The following is an 18,762-nucleotide window of genomic DNA, read 5'->3' on the forward strand; positions in this document are numbered from 1 at the left end:
ATTAAATTTTACTTTTTTAAGGAGAAATTTCATTATGAACTTAGATCATCTACGTTATTTTGTCGCCTTATCACGAACCGAAAACTATACTCAAACAGCTAAAATGTTACATATTACACAACCAAGTTTAACTAAGGCTATTCATTCTTTAGAAAAAGAACTCGATTTAGCCTTATTCAAAAAAGATGGTCGCAATGTTTCTCTAACTTCTGAGGGTAAACTCTTTGCTAATAGCGTTTCCGCATCATTAATCTCACTTGATAAAAGCATTGCCGAAGCAAAGAGTTTTAACCAAGAAAAAACCATTATCCGCTTAGCCTCCTTAAGGACGTTAAGTATCAAATGGTTACCTGATATGGCACAACGTTTTCTGAAATTCACCGACAATCATACTATTGATTTTCAATTTAATACTGATACAGGCTTATCGCCAGACATTCTAAATGGACTACGTGCTAAGAAATATGACGTTGCCTTTTGTTCCAAATTAGACAACTATCCCGACTTAAGTTTCTTTCCCGTAGCTGAACAGACGATGGTTTGTATCACTCCAATTGATCATGCGTTAGCAAACTACTCGAATGTTAGTTTAATGGAAACTCTGAATTATCCTCAAATCACCTTTTCAGAAAGTAGTGGCTTACATCCAATTATGAACAAACTTTTCAATGACGTCGGTGGTAAACCTATTAGTGCTTATTCGGTTGAGGAAGACCAATCGATCGCTGGTCTAGTTGCCAATGGCTTTGGAATTGCCATCGTTCCCAATATGTCGATTTTACAGACCCTGCCTGTTAAAATTATCCCGATTTCTTTTCCCAAATGGCAAAGGATCCTTTACATGGCAACTTTGAAACAAGTCGAAACTCAACCAACTATCATGAATTTTGTTAATTTCGTCAAATCTCAGAGTAAACAACTTTCAATCAATAACATTTAAAGAAGAATATTATCATTAAATATTTTTTAATTATATTACAAAAATATTTCATCTGTAAGAATTGCATTGACCTCAACCCCACTTTAGGTATTAATATAATATTAATCGAATACTCGAAGGGGGTAAGTTAATTATGAGGTTAGTAAAGTTGAACGCGTTAAAAAATCGTAACAAAGTTGAAACAGGGATTATTATTGAGAATAAAAAAATTCTTAATTCTAAAAATCGTTTTCTAATTAAGCTTGATGAATTAAAAAATGTACCTGAATCAGGAGATTATTATTTAATTTCATTTCGTGGAACTCGCGGCGTGAATAAGAATTACCGTCGTTTCTTGGTTAATAGAGTACCTGATGAAAATAATCTCTTAAGTTTGTCCATAGAAACTGGCGCCGATCTAGATCATAATTTGGATTTAATTAAGCCCGGCTCCAGAGTCAAAATCAAAGGACCTTTTAACACCTGTGTAAAGAAAGCTAGTTAAAGTAAAAGATCAGTATAGTAATCACTAATATGACTACCATACTGATCTTTTTTACTGGATAAATTATATTCAATCCAAAGTTATTAATTTATCAATTCTTATATCATGATCTTTGACTTCCCAATCAACACTAGTAAATTCCATCGTTGAAGGTACTAATGCCACAGTCTTTCCTTTGTACTGGGCTAAAAAGCGGTCATAATAGCCGCCACCAAAACCGACACGATAATTACTATCCTTGGCAAAGGCTAAACCAGGTACAATTACTAAATCTGGTTTTTGGTTTAAGTTATCTTCATTATAAACTGGTTCGGGAATACTAAAATCACTTTTCACTAAGTCCTCATAATCAGTAAACAACAAGAAAGCCATTTGACGATGTGGCATAGTCTTAGGCAAATAGACTTTTTTGCCAGCATTTTGAGCGGCCTCAATGATTGGTTTAGTAGGTACTTCAAACGGCCCGCTCACTGTAGTAGCAATCGTTTTAGCTTGTTGCCACTCCGGAGTTTTTAAAAGCTTTGCCAACAACTGTTTAGCCTCTTCAGCCGTCTTATCCTTATTCTGATTCAGTGCCTTAATTTGCTTTCCTCGTAATTGCTTCTTTTCGATAATTGTACCCTCCTGTTGAATCTAGAATTAATTATTCATCATTTTTGTCAAAAATATCTGGTCCAATAACTAATGTTTCAGCTAATAAAACTTCATTATATAACTCGTAAACATAGTCCTGATATTTCACTTCGCTCTGCGAAACCATATCTAAATATTCTCTTTCCTTAGCCAAAGCAGCCATGAATGCCCGCATTTCAAGTTCTTTTTCCGCACCTGTAAACTCTGGGCGCTTGACTACATTCAACCAAGCTTTAACAAAATCACGTGTCTTCGTGCGTTGTTTTTGACTCAATAAATCAAACACCACTGATTCTTTAACATTGTCAGGCAAGTACATCTTATTTACAACTTCAATTGCCTCGTGAACCATATTGTAGCGTAATTCATCGACTTCGTGACCAATCGCAAGATTATTAGTACTCTTTGGTAAAAGAAATCGGAAGACAATTGTCGGCACAATCAAGCTCAAGATGATCAAAAAACTTTCTGACATTAAGACTAAATTGAAATCACCCGTCTTCACGTGAACCTCAGCTAGCGTATAGGCTAATGCCAAGGTAACCGCTCCATGGACACCGCCCAGTGAGAAAATCCAAGCCGATTTATTATTAAACTCTAATCTTAATCTGCCATAGAAATATCTTGTCAAAACGTTAATGATGTAAAGAGTCAAGCCAATCAAGATCCAATTCAGCGAACTTGTGGTGATTTTATCGTCAATAATAATTTTGACAAACATAAAACCTAAAATAACGAAAACAACACTATTGAAAGTTTCCGTAATCATGGAAACCAAATCATATCCTTCATGAACCTGTGGAGCATTCGTTAATTTACTACGTTGTGCTTCAGCGTTATGAACCAAACCGGCACAAACCACTGCAATAATTCCAGAAACATTAATCTGTTCAGCTGAATAATAAATCACTAGTGGTGTAATAATGTACAAAATATTTTGAGCATTCAAGGAATTATACGAAGTACGTATCAAGATTTGACGGAATAATACCATTACAAACGCTGCTATAAAGCCAAACAAAACTCCACCAACGGCCGAGATCAAAAAGCCCTTAATCGTTTCCCCATAGTCGATATATCCATTCGCATACCAAAGGGCTGCCATGTTTAATAAAATAATTCCTGAGGCATCGTTGAAAAGAGATTCCATTTTCAAGAAGACCCCTTCTTCTCGTGGTGCTTTTAATCCATTGGTAACTGACTCCATGGCTGTCGCATCCGTAGGTGTACTGACTGCCGCTAAAATAAAGGCCAATGGTAAACTGATTCCAGCAATCAAGTGAACCCCAAATCCTGAAAGTATTAGACATAACAAAACCAAAACAACAGCTGTCTGAATAATGTGCTTTAATTCCTGACCAACGGCTCTTAAACGAGTCGCCTGCCCTTCAAAAAATAGTAACGGCGCCACAATTAAGCCGATAAAAATTTCCGAATTAAAATTCCCAATATGACTATTCAAAATTGGTATTAAAGCAATAATCCCCCCAACAATCATACTGATATAACTGACTGAAATTTTTTGAAAAGCTTGAGCCAAAAAGATACTCAAAACAGCCGCTAACAAAAGGACAAAGGTCGATATCATCAAGTCCATAATTAACCACCTTTCAACTGTTTTAAATATATCATATAAGTCTAAAATCAGTTATCCATAAGCTGCTCAACACACTTTGAAAAAATAATTTTACAGACTCTTTTGGCAAGAAAATGTTTCACATGGAACATATAGTATTATCTCCATTTCTAAATACTATATATAGTGTTTAGATTTCAAACTTTACGTAATTTATCATTTAATTAATAAAATTGTGATTTTTACAATACTAGTAAAGACACAAAAATTGTTTTATCCAAATCAAAAAGGTTTAATATTAAAATGTACACTTTTGTGGGAAGGGGTTAAAAAAATGAATAAAAAAGCAGATCTCAACGACAATCCAGTAGATAAAGTCATTGATGAGGTATCTGGGGGTATCAACGAAGCCGAGCCAGTCTTCTCGGCCCAGTCTAATGTAATTGAGGAAAGTACTGGTAAACAGGCCGTTCGTTATTTACTATGGGGACTACTATCAGTTGTCGTTAATTTTGGCACTTTTTTCATCCTCTATCACACTTTACACATCAATTATCAGGTTGCTAATATCATCGCTTGGTTCTTAGGAGTTCAGGTTGGTTTCTGGGTCGATCGCGTCATCGTTTTCCGTCATAAATCCAGCACCGTCTTTGCGGAAATGTTGGCTTTCTATGGTACGAGAGTTCTAACGTTTTTAATTGAAACTGCCACCCTTTGGGTAGGAATCTCATTATTGAGTGCCAATGGAACTGGCTCCAAAGTTGTTGGTCAAATCCTAGCAATTGTCGGTAACTATATTCTTTCGAAATTCTTTATTTTTAAAAATCGTAAATAATTATTTGTGAAAAAAGAGCGGAATATAACATAGTTTTCGAGCACATTAAAATAGACCAAGGTAATCGAAATGATTACCTTGGTCTATTTATTTTTAAATTACTTTTTAAGCAACTTTTACATTAGTACTAATCTTAGCTTTATTTAACAAGACTGAACTTGTTACAACTGACAAGGAACTGAAAGCCATTGCTAAACCGGCTAATTCAGGACTGAGCGTTAATCCTATAGCAAAGAACAAGCCTGCAGCAACTGGTATGCCTAAGACGTTCAATTTAATACGATTGAAAGTCTTTCTACTCAATTCCAAAGCCTTAGCAACATCGCGTAAATCATTTTTCATCAAGACGATGCCACCAGATTCAATGGCAATATCTGTTCCTGAACCCATAGCAATTCCGACATCAGCCATGGTCAAAGCTGGAGCGTCGTTGATTCCGTCACCGACGAAAGCAACTTTACCAGATTTTTGTAAGGCTTCCACATGATCTGCTTTATCGCCTGGCAAAACATCAGCGATTACGTCGTCAATTCCAACTTCTTGAGCAATTGCTTGAGCAACTCGTTTATTATCACCTGTCAACATGACAGTTCTTAGTCCACGAGCTTTCAAAGTAGCGATAGCTTCTTTAGAAGTCTCTTTGGGTGCATCTTGAATAGCAATCAGACCAATGATTTGGTCATTCAAGCCAACGAAAACGACGGTTTTAGCTTCATTTTGTAACTTTATCATTTGGTATTTCATATCTTTAGTGATATCAACGTCGTGCAATAATTTGTCATTACCGACAAAAGCATTTTGACCATTGATTGTAGCTGAAACACCTTTACCTTCGATTGCTTGGAAATTGTTTACAGCTGACTTTTCAACTTTTGACTGTTTAGCTTTTTCCAAAATGGCTGTGGCTAAAGGATGTTCTGAAGATTCTTCCAAAGCGCTGGCAATCTTCAAAACTTGTTCATTGTTACCAACAATATCAGTTACTTCTGGTTTACCTTTAGTGATTGTTCCTGTCTTATCGAAAACAACTGTTTTAACATCGTTAACATCTTCCAAGACTTCACCATTTTTGATTAAAATACCCATCTTAGCTCCGCGACCAGTTCCGACCATCAGAGCCGTTGGTGTAGCTAATCCTAAAGCACATGGACAAGCGATAACTACGACCGAAACAGCGAAAATCAATGCTTTTGCAATAGTGGCGCCTAAGAAAACGTACCAAACTAAGAAAGTCAAAATTGATAATATCAAAACTGTAGGTACAAAAATTTCTGAAACTTTATCTGTTAAATTCTGAATTGGTGCATGACTATTTTGAGCCTTCTTAACTAATTCAACAATCTGTGAAAGCATTGTGTCTTTACCGACTTTTTCAGCTTTAAACATGAAAGTTCCGTTACTATTAATAGTTGAACCAATAACCTTGTCGCCAACAATTTTACTAACAGGCATACTCTCACCAGTAACCATTGATTCATCAATCGTCGAGTTACCTTCCGTAATAACACCATCAACGGCAACTTTTTGACCGGGCTTCACTTTAATCAAGTCCCCTTGGACAACTTCTTCCAAAGGAATCTTAACTAATTTGCCATCACGCAATACTTCAGCCTCTTTGGCTTGAAGATCGACCAATTTTTCAATAGCGTTGGAGGCATTGTTACGCATTCTCTCTTCAAAGACTTGACCTAAAAGAACAAACGTTACTACAAAAGCAGCACTCTCAAAGAAAACTGCTTGGCCAGTCAACATAGCGTAAATACTGTAAATATAAGCTGTGGCGGTACCAATTGCTACTAAGGTATCCATATTTGAATGATGCTTTTTAAACGATGCCCAAGCACTTTGCAAAAATGGGCGAGCAGCTACAGCCATAACGATAGTCGTCAAGATAAACTGCGTTATAGCTCCTCCGTACAAACTGACCCCAAAGGGCATTAGAATCATCCCTACTAGCATTGGGAAAGAAAATAATAGTGCAATCCAGAAACGCTTTGTAATTGTCATTATTTAATCACGACCTTACCATGAAACATATCCATTCCACAGCTAAAATCATATTCGCCAGCTTTGTCGGTAGAGACATTAACTGTTTGGGCTTCATTTAATGGTAGTTTTGTTTCAAAATCCAAATCCTTAGAGTGAACTACATCCAAACAACCTTGATCCTTAGTTCTAGTAAAAGTTAATTCAGCGGGTACACCCTTTTTCAGATTAACGACACTAGGTTCATATTTTCCTGCAACATTGATAGCTATTTTTTGAACTGACATAATTTTTTCTCCTCTTATTTAATAATCAATTTACCGTGGAACATATCCATACCGCAGGCCCATTGATATTCGCCTGACTTAGAAGTGTCAATTTCAACGGTTTGTTTCTCATTTTGTGGTAGTTCTTGGTTAATTCCGAAATCGGAAAAGACGACTCGATCCAAACAACTAGAAGCATCTTTTCTCGTGAAATTCAAAACTGCGGGAAAACCTTTCTTCAAAGTAATAACTTCGGGTGAATATCCCCCATTAACTTCCACATCAACCTTTTGTTTATCTGCCGAAACTGTAGCAGTGGCTTGTGCTACTTGGTGTTTGCCGAAGAACCACCAAAGTATAAAACCAATAATTGCTAAACCAACTATTAACACTAATATCCTTGTCATATTTTTACTCCCTCTCATGTTTACATTTGTCAACTATAAAACAAAAAAATAAAGCCCGACTATTGTCGAAAGCTTATTCTATCAATATTTAACCTTCACACCTAAGAAATAATGAGCAAAGAATGCCGCCTGATCAGGACTGACTTTTAACCCTTTAATTAGATTTTCTTCCATCTCCAAGGTTTCAAACTGGCAACTACTGATGTCGATTCCCTTTAGATTAGTATTCCAAAACGTCATTTCGTTCAGATTGCAGTTATCAAAAGTAACCTTAGATAATTTATTTTCATTAAAACTAGCATCACTTAGTCGACAATTTTTGAATTCAACCGTTTTTAAATTCAACTGATTCAACGATGCCATATCCAACAAACAATTCTCAAAACTGACATTCTTGAAATAAGCCTGATCAAAGTTAACTCCAATTAATTTACAGTTTTCAAACTTCACTTGATACAAACTGCTCTCATTTAAGTAGCAATTCGACAAATCACAGGCTTTAAAAATTGTATCCGTCGCATCTAATTTTTCCAAATCACACTTGATGAAAGTCTCATGCTTCAACAAACTCTTATCTAAAATAGGATGTTGAATTGTCTGCTCTTCTATAACTTCATTTTGTAAGAGTTTATCAGTTAGATAAAAGTCTTCTTCATCATAAATTTGTAAAAATGACGTCTCATCTAAGTAATCAATCGCTATCTTAGGATCTTCCAAACCAACCACCTCACATAAATCATATCAAATTTATTATCGAATAACTCTTATAAGACAAAAAATGCGAAACATAACATAATCAACTTTTAATGTTATGTTCCGTGTTTTTTGCTAGCTAATAGATACTACTTTTCAATTGCCTATGCTGTAACAGCTTTTTGAGCAACTTTTTGATATGCAATATCAGCGACAACGCTCTTAGCTGCTTTGACTTCTTGATTAGGCTTCATGAAGTCAATCTTTTGAATATCGCTGCCTTGTTTAGTAATTGCCATAATAACGACATTACTGTGTCCAGCTGCTTTGATCTTTTTACTGTCAAATTTAATTAAGCCTTGACCAGCTTTTACATACTCATTAACATCAACCAACGGTTTAAAACCGTCGCCTTTCATATCTACTGTATCAATACCAATATGAAGTAAAATTTCTGTACCGTCATTTAAAGTTAAGCCGACGGCGTGATTGCTACCTTGCATCATTACCGTTACCTTGGCGTTTGCGGGAGCGACCAACTTATCACTTGTTGGTGCGATAGCAATGCCATCGCCCAATTGTTTCTTAGAGAACATTTCGTCAGGGACATTTTCAATGGCTTCTGTCTTGCCTGAAACAAAGGCTGATAGATCGTGAACTGTCTCATCTGTACCAATTTTTCTAGCAGCATTCAATTTAGTTCTTGATAATATTAATGTCAAAATAATGGTTAAGAAGAAAGTCATAATTTCTCCGGCTAAATAAAATCCCCACTGCTTTGGGAAGACACTTAGAAAACTCAAGACGCCACCGACACCAACACTGGATGAACGTACTTGCCAAAATCCCATCCAAGCACCACCAAAGGCACCGGCTAGCATAACAGCCACGAAGGGAAATCTGTTCTTTAAATTAACACCATAAATAGCAGGTTCTGTGACACCTAGAAATGATGACAGACCACTAGTCCAAGCGACATTTTTCTTTTTAGCATTTTTTCTAAACAAATAAGTCATGGTCAAACATGCGGCACCTTGCGCCATCGTAACTGGTTCTCCAACTGGCCAAAGCGTTACATAACCTAAGGTTCCGGCCATTTGTAAATTTACTCCGAGGAATAAATGGTGCATCCCTGTGATGACCAATGGTGCACAAATAAACCCATATAACGCACCGCCGAGAATTGGAACGGCGTTAAAGATCGAAACGATTCCTTTAGTGATCCAATTAGCGCCAGTCATTGTAACTGGTCCAATTACTAAGAAAGAAGCAAATCCTGTAATTAATAAGGTTAATGGTGCAACTAAAATCAATTGCAACGTATCGGGCAAATGCTTTTCAAAATACTTTTCCAGTTTTACTAAGACCCACGCGGCCACCAGAACTGGAATAACTTGGCCTTGATAACCAACTTGAGAAACGTGCCAACCAAACAAATTCCAAGTAGGCGTTGCTGCAGGATGTGCGGCATAAACGTAAGCACTAGTTAAAGCAGGATTGACCAAAATCAATCCTAAAACGATTCCTAATAGTGGATTGCCGCCAAATTTCTTAACTGCTGACCAACCAATTAAAGCTGGCAAGAATGAAAACGAAGTTTGGGCAATCAACTGAATAATATCATTAACGCCTTTCCACTCAGCATGCATTTGAATGAATGAAGCATTCGGGTAAAAGATTCCTTTATTACTTAAAACATTATTGATACCCATTAATAAACCAGCAGCAACAATCGCTGGAATAATTGGGATGAAAATATCACCCAATAATCTAACTAATCGTTGTAACCAACCTTGCTTTTGTCTACCTTGGTCCTTAACAGACTCCATCGACTCAGCTTTAGCATTCGTCTGCTTGATAAATTCCTTATAGACTCTAGGAACACTAGGTCCAATAACGATTTGAAATTGTCCAGCAGCTAAAAATGTCCCTTGAACAATATCGACATTCTCCAGTTCTTTATCATTTACTTTCGATTGATCCTTGAGAATGAGTCTTAATCTGGTAATACAATGCGTCGCCGATTCGATATTATCTTTGCCACCGATCAATTTGACAATTTTAGTGACGTCGCCTTCTATATCAGCCATAAGATCACCCCTCCTATTTATATATTTAGCACCTGTTTGAACAGGTACAGTATAACTTGTTTAAACTAGTTTTTCAATATATACTGTATCCGTAATAAAAATGTTCTTAAAACAAGTGTTATATAAAAATATGTTTAATCTAGTAGGTGAATTAATAATGAACATTGAAATAACCCCTTTTAGTTATCGAGGCTCTTATATGTCCCTGTTCAAGCATAACGACAAATTGTGGCTCCAATCGTTGCACGGAAAATCTAAAACACACATGGATAGTCTGGAAATATTGATTACTCATAAGAACAACTCTATCCCTTTTGAAGTTATAGAAAATTACACATCGCTGTTATTAAAATCTGACTTTGGTGATGTCAAAGTTTGCTTTGATACCGCTCAAAAAATTGTTTTCTTTAGCCAAGATAATCTAGGAATACGACTCGAATCGCATCCCAAGTTCAACTTTGAATACAACTTTCAACTCGGTAAAGGAAATAATCCGTACTACATTGTCAACAGTTATAAAAATCTGACTAAATATTTAGTCTATGAAAAAAATAGCCAAACCAGTCTTCATCAGTCACTAAACGTTGACAATACCGGCAGTAACAAAATTGCCAATAATAGTTCAATCATTAACATTGCTCCCAAAGAAGGCAGCTCATCAATCCTGGTAGTGATTCAAGACATTCCTACCAATATGGAAAAGCCCATCAATAGTGCACTTGATTTTGATTCTATCCAAAAAATTGCTCAACAGAATTTCGATGATTTTGTTAAAAAATTCAAACCTGTTCAAATGAGCTATCAAAATATTCAAAAGAATGCCATTTACACTATTTGGTCAGCCATCGTCAACCCCTTAGGAAACCTCAAGCTCACATCAATTTATGCCTCGAACAATAAATTTCCTGGCATTTGGAGTTGGGACCATTGTTTCATGGCTTTAGCTATAGCTGGAGTTGATGACAGACTTGCTTGGGATCAGATGAAAGTAGTCTTCCAACATCAAGATGAATTAGGACAATTGCCTGGATCAATCAGTGATTCAACAATTCGTTGGAATTTTTCTAAACCACCTATCCAAGCATTTGCTTTTCAGAAAATGTCTCAAAAAATGTATTTTGATGAACCACGATTACGGGAAATCTATCAATGGATCAGTAAGCAAGTTAACTTTTACCTTAATTTTAAAGATTCCAATGGGGATGGTATCTGCGAATACGACCATGGTAACGACAGTGGTCAAGATAATAGTAGTGTTTTTGCTAATAACGTTGTCGTCGACTCTCCTGATTTATCAGCTTATTTAATTTTTGCCATGAATTATTTAATGAAACTCTGTAAAAAACTCAATCAAGGTGAAAAGCTAGAATATTGGACTAAAAGAAAAGCTGCACTCTTGAGTAAATTCAAAACGTACTTCTTCGATGAAAATAACTTACCCTTTGCTAGAGAAATGTTCATCGGACAAAAGATCCACTCACAAGGATTACTGCCACTAATATCATTAATTATTGGCAACGATTTAGAACCCGCCCAAGTTAAAGCTATTGTTTCTGATTTAAAAGATAATTTCATTTCACCCTTCGGAGTTGCTACGGAAGCTCTGAATAGTCCCCTTTATCAGGACGACGCATATTGGCGTGGGCCGATTTGGGGACCATCTTCGGTTATTATGTATGAAGCTTTGAAAGATGTCGGTGAAACAGATTTAGCCCAAGAAATCGCTGAAAAATTCTGTAAAACAGTGAAAAAGTATGGTTTTGCTGAAAATTTCAATGCCAAAACCGGAATTGGATTGCGTGACAAGTCATTTTCATGGACTGCCAGTGCCTTTCTTTATTTTGCAAATGAATTAAATTTGTAAATCCATATGTAAAAAGTAATAATTATAAACATAATCAATTTTTGGAGGCGATGAATATTCCTAATAATAAATATGAAGCCATCTATGCTGATTTAAAGAAAAAAATTAGGCAAGGTGAATACCAATATCAAGATAAATTGCCTTCAGAAGCCAATCTCATCTTGGAATATGACTGTTCAAGAAACACGTTGCGACGAGCTATTAAGAAGCTGGGTACCGATGGCTTTGTGCAAAGCGTTCGTGGCAAAGGCGTTATCGTTATCTACAGTCCTCACTTAGAGAATGTGCTCATCAAGCGTGGCGATTATTCTTTCAGTCAAATGGCAGACCGAAATAAGATCAAATTTAGAACTTCGGTGCTATTATTTGATGAAATTGAAGTTGATGAGAAATTATCCTCAGAAAGTACTTTTCCAATCGGTACGCCTGTTTATTACATTAAGCGCCTACGTTCGATAGACGATGACAACTATATAATTGAAGAAAATTATTTCATGCGTAAAATTGTTAAAAATTTGACCATCGACATTGTTAAAGATTCTATTTATAAATATCTAAGAGAAATTTTGAATGAACCGATAGCTACAACTAAACGTATTTTGACTATAGGCTTAGCTAGTGAACAGGACAGAAAATACTTAAATTTAAAAAATTACAACGCTATCCCCATTGTGACCAACTATTCATTTATTAACGATGGCACTATGTTTGAATACACCGTCTCACACCACCGGCCCGATAAGTTCATTTTTTATGACCAACATAAGAACAATCCCGTCTCTTTTATGTTAGATAATTAGTTTTAGACTATTTAAGACAAATAAAGCCCTGATAAAACTCGATCGAGTTCTATCAGGGCTTTATTATTTTTAAATTTCTAAATTGATTCGCTTAAACTCCAAGTCAGAGTTCCACTATAAGTCCCAGCATTGGTATCAGGTGAAAGTCTCATCTGCCAATCATTGGCACCAACGTAATTAGTTAAGTTGAGTGCTTGTTGCGACCCGGAAAAATCACTAGTTCTAATCATAGTTCCTGTCGGTAAAAGTGGTTGCCAAGTACCAAGATCATCTTCTGAATTATCTCTTTGTTTGATGAATAACAATCCATCACTACTGCTTGGCAATGTACTGCCGTTAGAATTTTGCATTTGCGTAGCGGCGTTATTGTTGTCATAAGCTACACTAATGTTGAAATTACTGCTATCTGGATGCGTGACGACTAATTCTCCTTTGGTAGCAACGTTAGTAATTGTCTTACTTGCACCTGTCATGTTAACAGAACCAAAATCTATCAAACTTGGTACAGAGGTAAAGGCATTGGACTTTTGAACATTAACGATGGCGTCGCTTGATACCATTGTTGGGATTGTCTCGTTACCAGGCGTCGTAGTTCCACCTGTGATTGTAACGGTGTTATGCAATTGTCCGACTGCTGCACTGGTTACTTTAGCTTTAAAATCAATCGTCAAATTCTCACCTGGTTTTACGACGGAAATTCCTGTTCCAATACTACTTGAATTGTATTCGTAACCATCTGGTCCTTTGACCTTAGCTGATCCATCTTGTTCTATTCCGGTTGGCAAGCTTTCATTCAGCTTTGACCCAGCGGCTAAAGAATCTGTACTATCTGATTTCACGCCGAAATAGATATGATATTCAACGGTATCGCCAATTTTAGCGTCAGTGCTATCTTTAAAATCTGTCTCACCATTAGTTACATTCTTAACTTCTTTAGTAAAGTCGAAATCATAACTGGGCTTTTCTACATCAATGTCGACTGAGGCACTGTATGTCTTATCATCAGTCTTAGTATCATGACCTGTAAAGTCAGCTGTGTTAGTGATTGTCTTGCCACCAGCTGCTTTAGTGATGGTTGCTTCATAAGTAATTGTGGCTTGTTGACCATCAGTCAACGACAATGCTGGTGGAATCGACAAGGTCTTTGTTGAATCATCATAATTTTCTGACGAAAGCTTCTGCGTTGTGCCATCGTTATATTTGATTGCTAAAGAATCAGGGTCAATCTGCAAACCGTCGGGGATTTTATCTTCCAATTTTTTATACGTCCAAGTACTGCCATAACCGTTATTCTTAACCTTTAAAGAAAATTTGAGCTTATCATTTACACTATTTTTGCCCGTGCCGCCAGCTTCTCCGGTCGTTTCATTAGTATAACTTTTAGAAACAACTGGCAAAGCATATGGGTTAGCCGTGACACCCATAGTTGAACCGTAGTGGGATGATTCACCTTGCTTTAGAGTGGTTGGATTCCATTTCAACGTATAACTGGAATCAATTCGACCCGTTCCTGTGATACTATCGCCATAATTATAATCCTTGGATTCAGCCCCACTGCCATCGCTACTAAATCCCTTAGCCCAATTCATTGATCCTGAGGTAAATGCTTGTCCAGCGTACTGGTTGAATCCGTCTGGCATTTGGTTAGTAACCATTAACTTATAGCTACCATCTTCGATATAAAGACCATTCTTAGTTCCCAAATCTTTAATTTGAACTTGGTCATTATTACTTAATTTAGTATCTTCACCGAAAAGAACTTGAAAACTCTGTGTCTGGTCACTATTATTCTTTAGATATAATTCTCTTTGAATATCGGCTGAATTGGTTGGCGAAGCACGCAGAACAATTTCAGCGGTTAAATTAAAGACGTTATTGCCACTGCCAGTGCCACGAACAAAATCACCTACTATTTTCAAAGCCAAATGGCCGTTTTTATCTTCACCTGTATAAATTTTCTTATTAGTCATGTTAGACAACAAAGAATAATCTTTAGCTGTTACATTCGAGGGCATAGTTGTTGGTACGATGAGAAAATCAGGTGAGGTCAATGATACTTGTTCGGTCCGATCACTAGCAACCGAACTTGTGTGAGTTCCTTGGAAAACAGATCCCACATAACTTTGATTATTGCGTAAAAATATATTCATTTTCGTATTATAAATATTATTGGCACCGGCAATTACTGAATCCTTTGTGACAGTGTCATCATTGTTGGTTCGCACCAACCCATCGGAACTATTAGGCTGAAAAACATTACCATTTGTATCTTGGGCCAGTCCGAAAGTATAACCTAAATCTAAATTTCCACCAATATTAATCAGTTGCATCGAAGAGTACGTACCAGCGGACTCATTCCAGGTAATATCATTATCAGCTTCTGGCGACGCATTAGAATCGGCATGAACAATTTTAGGAATACTCAAGAAAGCCATCAATATAAGAAAACTGATTATTAATATTCTTTTCGAAATTTTATATCTTCTAATCATGATTTTCCCCCGACGTTACAATAATTTAGCGATTATATTATTTATACTCCATTATTGTAATACAGTACTATCATGATATTGATTCACAATAAGCAAATATATTTTTATGAAATCGAAATCTCAAATATTCAAATTTTCATCTAAGAATTTCAATTCTGATTGCTAAAGCTCCATATTTTGCTTCTCGAGTTTGAGAATAAATCTTTTGATTTTCAAGATCCAAATCTGTAACTGATTTATTCTCAAACTCACCAATAATTTCTCCAGAATATTTCGTGAACAATTCTTTAAAACTTGAGAACTTCTCTAAACCTAAAACCTTTACTTGAACAGTCTCAGACGTAGTTAGATCCGTAAATTCAATTCGATCTCCCACATGTAATTTCGAGCGTTTCTCATCATTTAATCTAACTTCAATCTTTTTAGTTCCAGCTTTAATTGCTTCAAATGGTTGATGATACAAACTCATTTTCATTTTTTATCAATCCTTTTTTAAGTTTCATTATATAATAATTGGGTATGTAATATTTGGGGGAATGAAATATGGGGATTTTTTCTGAATTTCGAGAACAAAATCATAATTTTTGGCGTTATTTTTGGAAATATAGTCAAATAATTATTTTAATACAATTATTAATAAACTATGTCCTGATACCGATTCTAAGTTACTTAGCTAACGGCATCATTTTTCTAGGACGTGTCAATTATATTTCTTATACCAACGCTCTTTATCTGCTCACTAAGAAACCGTTAGTCGTTATTGGTTTAATTTTGATACTATTATTAATTTTATTATTAGTATTCACGCAATTTACATTGCTATTAATTAGTTTTCAAGCTATCAAATCTAAAGCCAGCCTAAGTTGGTGGGATTATTTAAAAAAAGTAGCTAAAAACGTTTTCGGATTGCCATTTAAAGCCTTTGGGTTCTTCCTCCTCTACTTTTTGATCATTACGCCATTTGGTAGTTTAGGAATTTCCTCAACCCTCCTCAGTAAAGTTAAGATTCCACAATTTATCTTGGATTGGTTGATACAAGAACACCAATTTTTGGCTTTTCTACTGTTGATAATTTACTTGGTTATTCTTTATATCGGATTACGGTGGTTGTTCGTTTTACCGATGATGATTTTTGAGAACAAATCAATCAAATTTGCCATCAAGAAAAGTTGGGAATTAACCCGTGGCAAAACCATTTTCTACCTCGGCCTCTTTGGATTATTGATTGTCGTTGTAGCTATTGTCGCTTCAATAGCCACTGGAATCGTAATTTTTGCACAGTGGATCATTGATAATGTTAGTTTTCTCAAAACAATTGATTTTACAATGGCCGTAGTTAACATGACCTTAATTCAATTCATTAATATTACTATTAGTCTGTATGCTTCTGGGATGGCAGTCCTCATCATGCTTAGTCGCACGCACACACGATATTTTTATCCTTACAAGAATCACCGTGGACATAAATGGTTCTGGGGAATACTAGCTTTAACTGTGGTCATCAGTTTTGTTAGTTATAACGTTACGTACTTCAATGATTGGCTCTTGAAACCACCCGTAACCGTGTCTCATCGTGGAGTTGATGATGGAAACGGCGTTCAAAATTCAATTTCTGCTTTAAAAACAACCTCTAAAGAAAATCCTGATTATATTGAAATGGACATTCAGGAAACTAAAGATCATCAATTCGTAGTTTATCACGATAACACCTTGAAGAATCTAGCAGGAATTAATAAACGACCAAGTGAAATGACCTTAAACGAATTGAAACAGACAAAAATTCACGAGAACGGTAAAACGACCTATATCGCAAGTTTTGATGACTACCTCAACGCTGCCACTAAGCTCCACCAAAAATTACTAGTCGAGTTAAAACCAGTCTCCGGCAATAGTAAGAATTTTGTCCAACTATTCGCTAAGAAATATGGCACCAGTTTAAAGAAAAATAAAGATATAATTCACTCACTTAGTTACAATTATATTGAACAGAGTAAAGAACTCATGCCCAACGTAAAAGCTAGCTATATATTGTCATTCAACCTTTCTGGCGTTCCCATTACAAAGGCCGACGATTTTACAATGGAATATACCACCCTCAATCGTCAATTTATTGATGGCGCTCATTTACAAAGAAAGAACGTCTTTGCTTGGACCGTCAACGATGAAGATGCTATGGATCGAATGATCTTCCTTGGATCTGGTGGCGTTATAACGGATAACCTAGCCACCTTGAATGGCGAAATTAAACGCTTGTTTAACGACAGTAGTTATTCCGAACGTATGACTATCTATGTTGCTCAGATGCAGGATCCTTTTGACTAAAAAAATCCATTATTTTCAGTCATTTCTTTAAACCACAACCCACTTTTTTTAATGCTTCGTTTGAAATGATTATCTAAATCAACTCGGTAAAATCCATAACGATTACGGTAACCATTCAACCAAGACCAACAGTCAACAAATGTCCACATATGATATCCAAAACAGTTGCTACCAACTTCAATTCCCTTATGTAATTGTTCTAGATGTTCTTTGATAAAATCAATTCGATATTGATCATCAATCATTCCATTATTCATAAATCTCTCTTCATCAGCAACACCCATCCCATTTTCACTAACATACCAAGGAATATTCTCATATTCATCACGCATCATGATTGCAACATCATACAAAGCTTCTGGATAGATCTCCCAACCTCGATAAGGATTAATTCTCTTATCTGGCCAATCATATATTGCAAAAAAACCTTCAGGCTTTTTTGCAATATTGTTTGAATTGGCTGGTGCCTGGACCCTACATGGCTGATAGTAATTAATTCCAATAAAATCAATGCAATTATTACTAATTAGATAAGCATCCCCTAACTCAACTTGGGGTAACAAATGATTATCGGCCAACAGTTTAACTAATTTTTCAGGAACAATACCTTTAACCGCTGGATCTAAAAAGCTTTTGATGTTCAATAAATCTGAATACTCCTTAGCTTGTTGATCAGCTTCTTCAGTACTTTTACTATAAGCTGGTGAAACATTTAGAATAATACCAATCTTGCCATCAAAATTATTCTTTTTAAATTCATTTACCGCTGATACATGTGCTAAAAGTGTATGATATCCGACTTGTACCGCTTTCCTAAAATCAACAATGGCTGGATAATGATAACCATATAAATAGCCACTTTCAATATGTACCATGGGTTCATTAAATGTTGTCCATTTATGTACCAAATCACCAAACTGTTCAAATGCTGTGCGCGCATAAAATGCAAAAGCAGTCACCGATTGACGATTTTCCCAACCACCCTTTTCCATGAGCCACCATGGCATGTCAAAATGAAAAAGATTAATGATTGGTTCAATTCCATTATCCAGCATATCTTGAAAATAATGTCGATAAAAAGCAACTGCTTCTACATTCAAATGAACGCCATCGGGTAAAAGTCTAGCCCAAGAAATGGATGTTCTATACGAATTCATTCCAATTTTAACCATATTCAAAACATCCTCATGGTACATTTCATAAACATTAGATGCATCTTGTGGCCCTTGTCTTTGATTGAATAATTCAGGATTCTTTTCAAACCACTTATCCCAAGTAGTCATAGATTTACCGTTTAATAGATCATGGCCTTCAGTTTGAGGTGCTGAAGCTGCGGCCCCCCATAAAAAGTTATTTGGAAATTTAATCATTTCG

At 36.0% G+C, this 18,762-nt stretch carries 16 protein-coding genes; 6 read left to right on the forward strand and 10 right to left on the reverse strand.

The genetic code is table 11. From position 1 onward, the window contains the following. The first annotated feature begins 34 nt into the window (after positions 1-34). Complete coding sequence (locus LA20249_RS07630) at positions 35-940, forward strand: LysR family transcriptional regulator (RefSeq protein WP_057737263.1); 906 nt, start codon at positions 35-37, stop codon at positions 938-940. A 133-nt stretch (positions 941-1,073) separates the two neighbouring features. Beyond that, on the forward strand, positions 1,074-1,424 hold the full coding sequence (locus LA20249_RS07635) for a hypothetical protein (protein WP_057737265.1): 351 nt from the start codon (positions 1,074-1,076) through the stop codon (positions 1,422-1,424). Between the two features lie 69 nt (positions 1,425-1,493). Here the strand turns inward: LA20249_RS07635 and LA20249_RS07640 are convergent, their stop codons facing one another. After that, the gene (locus LA20249_RS07640; RefSeq protein ID WP_057737267.1) at positions 1,494-2,039 is read right to left on the reverse strand and encodes a 5-formyltetrahydrofolate cyclo-ligase; all 546 of its coding nucleotides are present in this window, start codon (positions 2,037-2,039) and stop codon (positions 1,494-1,496) included. Positions 2,040-2,067: 28 nt separating this feature from the next. Continuing rightward, positions 2,068-3,654, reverse strand: coding sequence for a cation:proton antiporter (locus tag LA20249_RS07645; RefSeq protein ID WP_057737270.1), 1,587 nt, complete (start codon positions 3,652-3,654; stop codon positions 2,068-2,070). A 313-nt stretch (positions 3,655-3,967) separates the two neighbouring features. Between LA20249_RS07645 and LA20249_RS07650 the strand changes: the two genes are divergently transcribed. Continuing rightward, the gene (locus LA20249_RS07650; RefSeq protein ID WP_057737272.1) at positions 3,968-4,468 is read left to right on the forward strand and encodes a GtrA family protein; all 501 of its coding nucleotides are present in this window, start codon (positions 3,968-3,970) and stop codon (positions 4,466-4,468) included. A gap of 105 nt (positions 4,469-4,573) precedes the next feature. On the opposite strand, the gene LA20249_RS07655 is transcribed toward LA20249_RS07650, so the two are convergent. The 5 genes from LA20249_RS07655 to LA20249_RS07675 all read right to left on the reverse strand — a co-directional run bounded on the left by LA20249_RS07655 (position 4,574) and on the right by LA20249_RS07675 (position 9,910). Then, complete coding sequence (locus LA20249_RS07655) at positions 4,574-6,475, reverse strand: copper-translocating P-type ATPase (RefSeq protein WP_057737275.1); 1,902 nt, start codon at positions 6,473-6,475, stop codon at positions 4,574-4,576. Then, positions 6,475-6,741, reverse strand: a complete 267-nt coding sequence (locus tag LA20249_RS07660) for a cupredoxin domain-containing protein (RefSeq protein ID WP_083477870.1) — start codon at positions 6,739-6,741, stop codon at positions 6,475-6,477. The genes LA20249_RS07655 and LA20249_RS07660 overlap by 1 nt, the downstream gene beginning before the upstream one ends. A 14-nt stretch (positions 6,742-6,755) precedes the next feature. Continuing rightward, positions 6,756-7,127 carry a cupredoxin domain-containing protein gene (locus tag LA20249_RS07665; RefSeq protein WP_057737279.1) on the reverse strand — a complete coding sequence of 124 codons (372 nt, stop codon included), beginning with the start codon at positions 7,125-7,127 and terminating at the stop codon, positions 6,756-6,758. Between the two features lie 81 nt (positions 7,128-7,208). Then, a complete protein-coding gene (locus LA20249_RS07670; RefSeq protein ID WP_057737281.1) occupies positions 7,209-7,844 on the reverse strand; it encodes a pentapeptide repeat-containing protein in 636 nt (211 codons plus the stop codon). Between the two features lie 140 nt (positions 7,845-7,984). Further along, complete coding sequence (locus tag LA20249_RS07675) at positions 7,985-9,910, reverse strand: PTS sugar transporter subunit IIABC family protein (RefSeq protein WP_083477872.1); 1,926 nt, start codon at positions 9,908-9,910, stop codon at positions 7,985-7,987. A 157-nt stretch (positions 9,911-10,067) separates the two neighbouring features. On the opposite strand from LA20249_RS07675, the gene LA20249_RS07680 reads away from it, so the two are divergent. Continuing rightward, positions 10,068-11,774, forward strand: a complete 1,707-nt coding sequence (locus tag LA20249_RS07680; protein ID WP_158294591.1) for an amylo-alpha-1,6-glucosidase — start codon at positions 10,068-10,070, stop codon at positions 11,772-11,774. Positions 11,775-11,824: 50 nt separating this feature from the next. Continuing rightward, positions 11,825-12,574 carry a GntR family transcriptional regulator gene (locus tag LA20249_RS07685; protein ID WP_057737285.1) on the forward strand — a complete coding sequence of 250 codons (750 nt, stop codon included), beginning with the start codon at positions 11,825-11,827 and terminating at the stop codon, positions 12,572-12,574. Positions 12,575-12,651: 77 nt separating this feature from the next. Here LA20249_RS07685 and LA20249_RS07690 read toward each other — a convergent pair whose 3' ends face one another. Both LA20249_RS07690 and LA20249_RS07695 read right to left on the reverse strand, forming a co-directional pair. Then, positions 12,652-15,066: an isopeptide-forming domain-containing fimbrial protein gene (locus LA20249_RS07690; RefSeq protein WP_057737287.1), complete on the reverse strand. Its 2,415-nt coding sequence runs from the start codon at positions 15,064-15,066 to the stop codon at positions 12,652-12,654. Between the two features lie 136 nt (positions 15,067-15,202). After that, positions 15,203-15,541 (reverse strand): ASCH domain-containing protein, encoded by a 339-nt coding sequence (locus tag LA20249_RS07695; RefSeq protein WP_057737289.1) that lies wholly within the window; start codon positions 15,539-15,541, stop codon positions 15,203-15,205. Between the two features lie 68 nt (positions 15,542-15,609). Here LA20249_RS07695 and LA20249_RS07700 point away from each other — a divergent pair, with 68 nt between their 5' ends. Beyond that, a complete protein-coding gene (locus LA20249_RS07700) occupies positions 15,610-17,388 on the forward strand; it encodes a glycerophosphoryl diester phosphodiesterase membrane domain-containing protein (RefSeq protein ID WP_057737291.1) in 1,779 nt (592 codons plus the stop codon). Here the strand turns inward: LA20249_RS07700 and LA20249_RS07705 are convergent. Next, positions 17,385-18,758, reverse strand: coding sequence for a glycoside hydrolase family 1 protein (locus LA20249_RS07705; RefSeq protein WP_057737293.1), 1,374 nt, complete (start codon positions 18,756-18,758; stop codon positions 17,385-17,387). The two genes, LA20249_RS07700 and LA20249_RS07705, sit on opposite strands and share 4 nt — an antisense overlap. Positions 18,759-18,762 lie beyond the last annotated feature (4 nt).

It is taken from the genome of Companilactobacillus alimentarius DSM 20249 (genome assembly GCF_002849895.1).
GTDB lineage: Bacteria > Bacillota > Bacilli > Lactobacillales > Lactobacillaceae > Companilactobacillus > Companilactobacillus alimentarius.